5 protein-coding genes and 2 pseudogenes are annotated in these 7,903 nt (G+C 53.3%); 5 read left to right on the top strand and 2 right to left on the bottom strand.

Annotated elements, in window-relative coordinates; translation table 11 throughout:
• Positions 1 to 402: pseudogene (locus tag QVP67_RS06740) on the bottom strand (hypothetical protein); the annotation flags it as partial.
• 53 nt (positions 403 to 455) lie between these two features.
• Positions 456 to 952: pseudogene (locus tag QVP67_RS06735) on the bottom strand (DUF3575 domain-containing protein); the annotation flags it as partial.
• A 760-nt stretch (positions 953 to 1,712) separates the two neighbouring features.
• Between QVP67_RS06735 and fmt the strand changes: the two are divergent.
• The 5 genes from fmt to QVP67_RS06710 form a co-directional block, all read left to right on the top strand.
• On the top strand, positions 1,713 to 2,684 hold the full coding sequence (gene fmt, locus QVP67_RS06730; protein WP_022162803.1) for a methionyl-tRNA formyltransferase: 972 nt from the start codon (positions 1,713 to 1,715) through the stop codon (positions 2,682 to 2,684).
• A 39-nt stretch (positions 2,685 to 2,723) separates the two neighbouring features.
• The gene (rpe, locus tag QVP67_RS06725) at positions 2,724 to 3,374 is read left to right on the top strand and encodes a ribulose-phosphate 3-epimerase (RefSeq protein ID WP_022162802.1); all 651 of its coding nucleotides are present in this window, start codon (positions 2,724 to 2,726) and stop codon (positions 3,372 to 3,374) included.
• Positions 3,375 to 4,961: a ComEC/Rec2 family competence protein gene (locus QVP67_RS06720; protein ID WP_022162801.1), complete on the top strand. Its 1,587-nt coding sequence runs from the start codon at positions 3,375 to 3,377 to the stop codon at positions 4,959 to 4,961. It begins immediately after the preceding gene.
• Between the two features lie 213 nt (positions 4,962 to 5,174).
• A complete protein-coding gene (locus QVP67_RS06715) occupies positions 5,175 to 6,407 on the top strand; it encodes a Cof-type HAD-IIB family hydrolase (protein ID WP_022162800.1) in 1,233 nt (410 codons plus the stop codon).
• 867 nt (positions 6,408 to 7,274) lie between these two features.
• Positions 7,275 to 7,903: phosphoenolpyruvate carboxykinase (ATP) (locus QVP67_RS06710; protein ID WP_288179986.1), on the top strand; the 629-nt coding region annotated here is incomplete at its 3' end.

Below are 7,903 nucleotides of genomic sequence, written 5' to 3'. Positions count from 1 at the left end.
GGGGCTGACGCGCAGCGTGTCGTCGGCAGCCACCGTCATCTCCCGGCAGGCGGTCTTCAGGTAGCCCGGCAGGGGAATGACGGATGCACCGTCCGCACGGCTCATGCCGCCGGGGGCATTGACCCGCGCTGTCCGTCCGTCGAAGGTGAAGCCCTCGGCACGGTTGTAGACCACCAGGCTGTGCGTTCCCGGCGCAAGCAGCCACGGGCAGGTAAAGGGCGAACCGTCGATGTCGGCCGTCTGCCCGTCGATGTCCATCACATAATCGTCAGTAGCCGCCAGTCCCGTCAGGCTGATGGTGACAGCTCCCCGGTCGGGGTGGGGCGTGCGGTAGAGCGTGTTCTTCACGCAAGCGGACAGCAACATGGCTGCCACACCTATCATATAGTATATCTTCTTCATACCACTCAATTCCTCATTCCTCATTTAATTCTTCATTCTTCATTCCTCATTCTTCATTTAATTCTCCATCCCAAGGTCACCCCCGCGTCAATCGGTCCCCACCAGTTACGGGTCTTCGTGCCACGGAAGACACGCACGCCGTCGACCACCTCGTAGCGGTCGTAGTCGGCCTTCAGGTATCCCACGGCCAGCGAGAAGTCGAGCACCAGTGCGTCGGTCAGCCTCATCCGATAGCCGCCCGTCAGTCCGCCGCCCGTCAGGCTTCCTTGCTTGCCAGTTTCAGATAGTTTGTAGTTGAACTCGCCCGTCTTGAACATCGCGCTGAAATAGCCGCGCTTCTCCTTGCCGACATAACGACGCGCCTCGGGCATCACTTCCCACAGCGCATAGCGGCGGTCGCGGTTGCTCCAGCTCCACGCGGTNGGTTGCTCCAGCTCCACGCGGTCCACGAGCCACTGACCAGTATGCCCCACGAGGGGTTGATGCGCCACTCCAGTCCCAGATCGGGCGTAAGGGATGCCCAGCGCAGCAGATTCGCCCGCAGGGACAAACGGGGTTCGGCCGGGCTTATGCCTGCCCCCTGCTGCGCCATGGCCGGGAGCAGCAACAGCGACAACAATGCGGTCGCAATCAGTTTTTTCAAGTCTATCATGGATTAATGGTAAATGGTTAATGGTAAATGGTTAATGATTAATGGTAAATGGTTAATAAATTCTTCATTCTTCGTTCTTCATTCTTCATTTTCCTGTTCTTCATTTTCCCCGCCCAAGTGCAGCGAGAAACAACAGAAAAGGGCGGAAAACTCCCGAATAAAGAGTTTCCGCCCTTGCATATATATAATAATAAGGTATATTGACGCGCGCGACTAACGTCAGGTGAGAATGTGTGTGTGTGTGTGTGTGTTTACACAAATTCCACACATATCCAAATTCTTAGCTGACTTATTGGATGGATGATGAATGGAAAAGGGCACACAAGAAACCTCCCTTTGCCAGTAAAGGGGGGAAGGCTGCTCTTTGTTTGCGAAGCTGGCCATACGCGTTGTGCTTATTACAGAGTGCTTTTCTGCCATAAATATCAGATTTGTGTGCTATGAACTAATCGCAAAAATAAGATTTTATCATTATATATCAATATCTTTCTTATATTTTTTTCGCTTTTCTGCTTCACCATCCCCCTTCATTAACCATTAATCATTCACCATTCACCATTCTAAAGATAAATCTTTGACGATAAGGAAGAATTGCCTACCTTTGCGGGTAACTAAAGCGGCTTCACCTGTTGCGGCTGCCCCTAAAATCCTTAGACAAATGAAGAAAGAAGATTTACGCATTGTATATATGGGTACTCCCGACTTTGCCGTGGAGGCCCTGCGCTGCCTGGTGGAAGGCGGCTACAACGTAGTGGGCGTCATCACCATGCCCGACAAGCCTGCCGGTCGCGGACACAAGTTGCAATACTCGCCCGTCAAGCAGTATGCGCTGGAACACAACCTGCCCCTGCTTCAGCCCGAGAAACTGAAGAACGAGGAGTTTCTGGACGCCTTGCGTGCCTGGAAGGCCGACCTGCAGATTGTGGTGGCATTCCGCATGCTGCCCGAAGTGGTGTGGAACATGCCCCGCCTGGGAACCTTCAACCTGCACGCCTCCCTGCTGCCCCAATATCGTGGCGCGGCGCCCATCAACTGGGCAGTCATCAACGGCGAGACGGAGACGGGCATCACGACTTTCTTCCTGAAGCACGAGATTGATACGGGCGAAGTCATCCAGCAGGTGCGCGTCCCCATAGCCGATACCGACGACGTGGGCATCGTCCACGACAAGCTGATGGTGTTGGGCGGTAAATTAGTGACCGAAACCGTGGACGCCATTCTGGACGGCAGCATCCACAGCATCCCGCAGGAAGAGATGGGCGTGACAGGTGAGCTGAAACCGGCTCCCAAAATCTTCAAGGAGACATGCCGCATCGACTGGAACCAGCCGGTGAAGCGCATCTACGACTTTGTGCGCGGCCTTTCGCCCTATCCTGCCGCATGGGCAGAGCTGAAACTGCCGGAAGGCGAACCGGTCGTAGTGAAAATCTTCCAGACGGAAAAGATCATGACGCCCCATTCGCTGGAGCCCGGTACGCTGCAGACCGACGGCAAGACCTACATCCGCGTGGCGGCAGCCGACGGATTTGTGGGCATCTGCGCCTTGCAGCTTCCCGGCAAGAAACGGCTGAAGACCGACGAACTGCTGCGCGGCTTCCGGCTGACGGACGAGGCGCGCTTCGTGAGATGAAACAGAGAACAGAACCTTTAGAGATACTATGACTGTGTTATGAAACCGATTATTTCTCCCTCTATCCTGTCTGCCGACTTCGGTTATCTGGCGGACGACATTGAGATGCTGAACCGCAGCGAAGCCGACTGGGTGCACATCGACATCATGGACGGTGTGTTTGTGCCCAACATTTCTTTCGGCTTCCCCGTGCTGAAGTACGTTGCCAAGCTGGCACGCAAACCGTTGGACGTGCATCTGATGATAGTGCAGCCCGAGAAGTTCATTCCCGAAGTAAAGGCACTGGGCGCACACGTGATGAACGTGCACTACGAAGCCTGTCCCCATCTGCACCGCGTGGTGCAACAGATTCGTGAGGCGGGTATGCAGCCGGCGGTGACCATCAATCCGGCTACTCCGGTGTGCATGCTGAAGGACATCATCAACGACGTATATATGGTGCTGCTGATGAGTGTCAATCCCGGCTTTGGCGGACAGAAGTTCATCGAACATACGGTGGATAAGGTGCGTGAGTTGCGCGAACTGATTACACTTTCGGGTTCGGATGCCCTGATCGAGGTGGATGGCGGCGTGAATCTGGAAACGGGTGCGCGGCTGGTAGCTGCCGGTGCTGATGTGCTGGTAGCGGGCAGTGCCGTGTTTGCAGCTCCCGATCAGGAAGAGGCTATCCGTTCGTTAAAGCGGCTGTAAATGTCGTCTGTCTGGCGGCGACATCCTTTCCTGCGGCTGTTGGTAATGCTGATGGCTGGCATCGCGTGTGCCGACTATTGCCCGTCGTGGCAATGGACGGACGTCAGCCTGGCAGTAGGGGTGGCATGTGTGCTGCTGATGGTGTGCCTGCGACGTTCTGGCAGAGTTCTTTTCGGACTGGTGGTTTATGCGACGATGTTTGCCATTGGCTTTCTGCTGATGGGGCAACAACTGAAGCTTACGCACTACGACGTCGGAAACGGAATTTCCGACTGCCAGATTCTGCTGACTGAGGTTCCCGAACCGAAGCCCAAGACCGTCATGTGCCGGGCCAGGTTGCTGGCCGAGGCGAGGGGTGATACGCTTTCGCTCTGCTACGGGAGACCTGAATTTCTGTTCTATATAGCTAAAGATTCCGTTTCGCTTGCCTTGCAGCGGGGCGACACGCTGTGGGTAAGAGCGCGGCTCAAACCTCCTTCCAACGAGGGTGTGGCGGCCGGGTTCGACTATGCCCGCTACCTGAAACACAACGGTGTGAGTGGTACGGCCTATGTGCCTGCGGGGAAGTGGATAAAGACGGGGCATTCCTCGGAACGTACCCTGCGGCAGAAGGCACTCGACCTGCGTGAAGAGTTGCTGGGCATCTATCGTCGTCTGGGGTTTGCAGGCGATGAGTTGGCGGTGCTTTCCGCGCTGACTCTGGGCGACAAGACCGATTTGAGCAAGGAACTTATGGAAACGTATTCCGTATCGGGAGCCAGTCATGTACTGGCACTCTCGGGACTGCACGTCGGTTTCATCTATGCGTTGATTCTTGTGTTTTTCGTACCCTTATGGAAGCGGTGGAGGCGTTTGAAGCCTTTTCTGTCGCTGGTAGCTGTGGGGCTGTTGTGGGCGTTTGCTTTCCTGACGGGGCTTTCGTCGTCGGTGGTGCGTGCGGTGCTGATGTGTTCGCTGTTTGTGGTGGTGGGCCTGCGTACCGAGAAGGTGCTGACGATGGACGCGCTGATTGTTGCTGCATTCCTGATGCTGTGCTGGCGTCCGTGCTGGCTGTTCGACGTAGGTTTCCAGATGTCGTTCTCGGCAGTGGCGGCTATTCTGCTGCTGATGCCGGGATTGTGGTCGCTGTGCCCATTCGGCAACCGTTTCCTGCGATGGGTGTATGGATTGCTGGCGGTTTCGTTGGCGGCACAGGTGGGGGCGGCTCCGCTGGTGGCATTCTACTTCGGACGGTTTTCTGTCCATTTTCTGCTGACTAACTTATGGGTGATTCCGCTGGTGTCGCTGGTGCTGTATGTAGCGGTGGGCGTACTGCTGCTTACGCCTTTCCCCGTGTTGCAACAACCGCTGGCCGAGGGACTTCGGGTGCTGGTGCGCTTGCAAAACGAGGGACTGCGCTGGATAGAGTCGTTGCCGGGTTCGTCGATTGACGGCATTAGGCTGCATGTGGCAGAACTGATCATGATTTATGTATGCATCTACCTGCTTTGCAGGGCACTGTATCGCCCTACGGCACGTGCTGTTTACTGGGCATTGGGTGGAGTGGCACTGCTGTTGGTGACGAGGCTGGTGTACTTGTTTTATTAGTTGACGAGTTGACAAGGGACGAGTTGACGAGGAGTACATAGGAAGTGCTCTTGTTGTCTGTAGCCTTGTCTCTTGTTCCTTGTCTCCTCGTTAACTTGTCCCTCGTCAACTTGCCAACTCGTCCCTCCTTAAAAAGCGTAAAGAAAATTGTTTATCTCGTTCAAATCCTTAACTTTGTGTCCCAATAGAGGAAACCATTAAATCTTTATTGCCATGAAGTACAAGCTATTGGTTCTTGATGTAGACGGTACGCTGCTGAACGACGCAAAGGAGATTACGAAGCGTACCTTGTCGGCCCTGCTGAAGATACAGCAGATGGGCGTGCGTGTGGTGTTGGCATCGGGTCGTCCGTCGTACGGCTTGATGAAAGTGGCCAAAACCCTGGAACTGGGCAATTACGGTGGATTTATCCTGTCGTACAACGGTTGCCAGATTATCAATGCACAGAACGGAGAGATACTTTTCGAACGCCGGATCAACCCCGAAATGTTGCCTTACCTGGAGAAGAAAGCCCGGAAGAACGGCTTTGCCCTGTTTACTTACCACGATAACCTGATTCTGACCAACAACTCGGACGACGAACATGTGCTGGACGAAGCCGAACTGAACGACTTGGTCGTGATAGAGGAGGAAGAGTTCTCGACCGCCATCGACTTTGCCCCGTGTAAGTGCATGCTGGTGAGCGACGACGAAGCGGCATTGGTAGCCCTTGAAGAGCACTGGAAGAAACGTCTGAGTGGCGTGCTCGACGTATTCCGCTCCGAACCCTTCTTCCTGGAGGTAGTGCCCTGCTCGGTTGATAAAGCCAATACGCTGGGTGCCCTGCTCGAACATCTGGGCGTGAAGCGCGAGGAAGTAATGGCCATCGGTGACGGTACGTGCGACGTAGCCATGCTTCAGCTGGCCGGCATGGGCGTAGCCATGGGGCAGGCACCCGACTCGGTGAAGGCTTGTGCCGACTACATCACTGCCTCGAACGAGGAAGACGGTGTAGCAGCAGCCGTCGAGAAAATGATACTGGCCGAAGTGCGCATCGGCGATGTTCCCCTTGACCAGCTGAACGCTCAGGCACGCCACGCCCTGATGGGTAATCTGGGAATACAGTACACCTACGCCGATCAGGATCGTGTGGAGGCTACTATGCCGGTGGACCATCGTACGCGGCAGCCTTTCGGCATTCTGCACGGAGGAGCCACACTGGCACTGGCCGAGACGGTGGCCGGACTGGGCTCGATGATTCTTTGCCAACCCGACGAGATGGTCGTGGGGATGCAGGTGAGCGGCAATCACATTTCGTCGGCACTCGAAGGCGATACGGTGCGGGCCGTGGGTACCATCGTCCACAAGGGACGCTCGTCGCATGTCTGGAACGTGGACGTCTTTACCTCGACCAACAAGCTCGTCTCTACCGTCCGTGTGGTGAACAGCGTGATGAAGAAGCGTTGAAAGCCTAAGCCTCCTCCACGGCCTCCGGGCCGTTCCGGCAGTTCCCACGCTTTCGGGGGAACTATGAAGGAGGGGGTATGCTATGCTTTTGTTTTGTTTTGTTTTCTTTTCTTTTATTTGTGTACCGCGGGCAGGTTCAACCTGCCTTTTTGCCCTTAAATGTTGCAGAAAAGGGATTATTGACGACATATTGCGTAATATTTGCGGGCTGTTGCGGTGCACAGACTGTGCAAGCATGACGTGCGAACTACACTTGCATGGCTGGTGAACAACACTTGTACCGCTCACGAGCCACACTTGCACCGCTCAACCCCGTCTGTATCCCTTCACAGCACGTTTTCTGTTTCTTGCTTCACATCCTTCATCCTTTCACCCGGCTTCTTCAAAGCTGATACATAGGAAGATGCGGTGAAAGGTGACGTTTCACAGCCATTTCATATCTTTTCTGCACGTTTCAACGCAAGCTACTGTATCTGAGGTTATTGTGGTGAAACATCATACATTCCAACCTTCCTTCACCCGACAGTAACCAACGTTTCACCCCACCCGAAACCAATTTACACGCTGGACACCAACAGTCTGCAATGTACACACAGCAAAAAACGCCTCAGTTTTATCCGTTTTGCAACATTCAGTTAGCAGATATTGTTATGGATTTATAAAAGAAGTCCAATTAAAGAAAAATTTCTCCAATAGGACTTTTCTTTCGAAAGAAAATCGTACTTTTGTAGTCGAAAAACAAGGGACTTATCCGAAACCGCCCTGGGACGGACAACGGATTCTGACGAGGACTCCCCTCCCCTTGTAAAGATAAAGGTAAAAAGAGATTATTCACAAAAATACCAATTTTTAAAATCTTAAAAAGAAATGGCAAATTTAGATTTAAGCAAGTACGGTATTCAAGACGTAAAGGAGATTCTCCACAACCCGTCTTATGAAGTATTGTTCGAAGAAGAGACCAAAGCTGGTCTGGAAGGCTACGAAAAAGGTCAGGTAACAGAACTGAACGCTGTGAACGTAATGACTGGTATCTATACCGGACGTTCTCCTAAAGATAAATTCTTCGTTAAGAATGAAGCCAGCGAAAACACTGTATGGTGGACTTCTGACGAATACAAGAACGACAACAAACCTTGCTCTGAAGAAGCTTGGGCTGACTTGAAGGCTAAAGCTGTTAAACAGCTGAGCGGCAAGCGTCTGTTCGTTATGGATACATTCTGCGGTGCCAACCCTGCAACTCGTCTGAAAGTACGTTTCATCATGGAAGTTGCTTGGCAGGCTCACTTCGTAAAGAACATGTTCATCCGTCCGACAGAAGAAGAACTGGCCAACTACGGTGAACCTGATTTCGTATCATTCAACGCAGCCAAGGCTAAGGTTGACAACTACAAGGAACTGGGCCTGAACTCTGAAACAGCTACTGTATTCAACCTGAAGACTAACGAACAGGTTATCCTGAACACTTGGTACGGTGGTGAAATGAAGAAAGGTATCTT

The sequence above is a fragment of the Bacteroides sp. CAG:633 genome (assembly GCF_000435115.1).
Lineage (GTDB): Bacteria > Bacteroidota > Bacteroidia > Bacteroidales > Bacteroidaceae > Bacteroides > Bacteroides ndongoniae.
The sequence above is the reverse complement of the archived record's forward strand: the minus strand, read 5'-3'. Positions and strand labels throughout refer to the sequence as shown.

What these genes read in the sequence shown, in the direction of transcription:
- fmt (WP_022162803.1), top strand. Translation starts at nt 1,713, where the DNA reads ATGAAGAAAGAAGATTTACGCATTGTATATATGGGTACTCCCGACTTT.
- QVP67_RS06720 (WP_022162801.1), top strand. Translation starts at nt 3,375, where the DNA reads ATGTCGTCTGTCTGGCGGCGACATCCTTTCCTGCGGCTGTTGGTAATG.
- QVP67_RS06715 (WP_022162800.1), top strand. Translation starts at nt 5,175, where the DNA reads ATGAAGTACAAGCTATTGGTTCTTGATGTAGACGGTACGCTGCTGAAC.
- rpe (WP_022162802.1), top strand. Translation starts at nt 2,724, where the DNA reads ATGAAACCGATTATTTCTCCCTCTATCCTGTCTGCCGACTTCGGTTAT.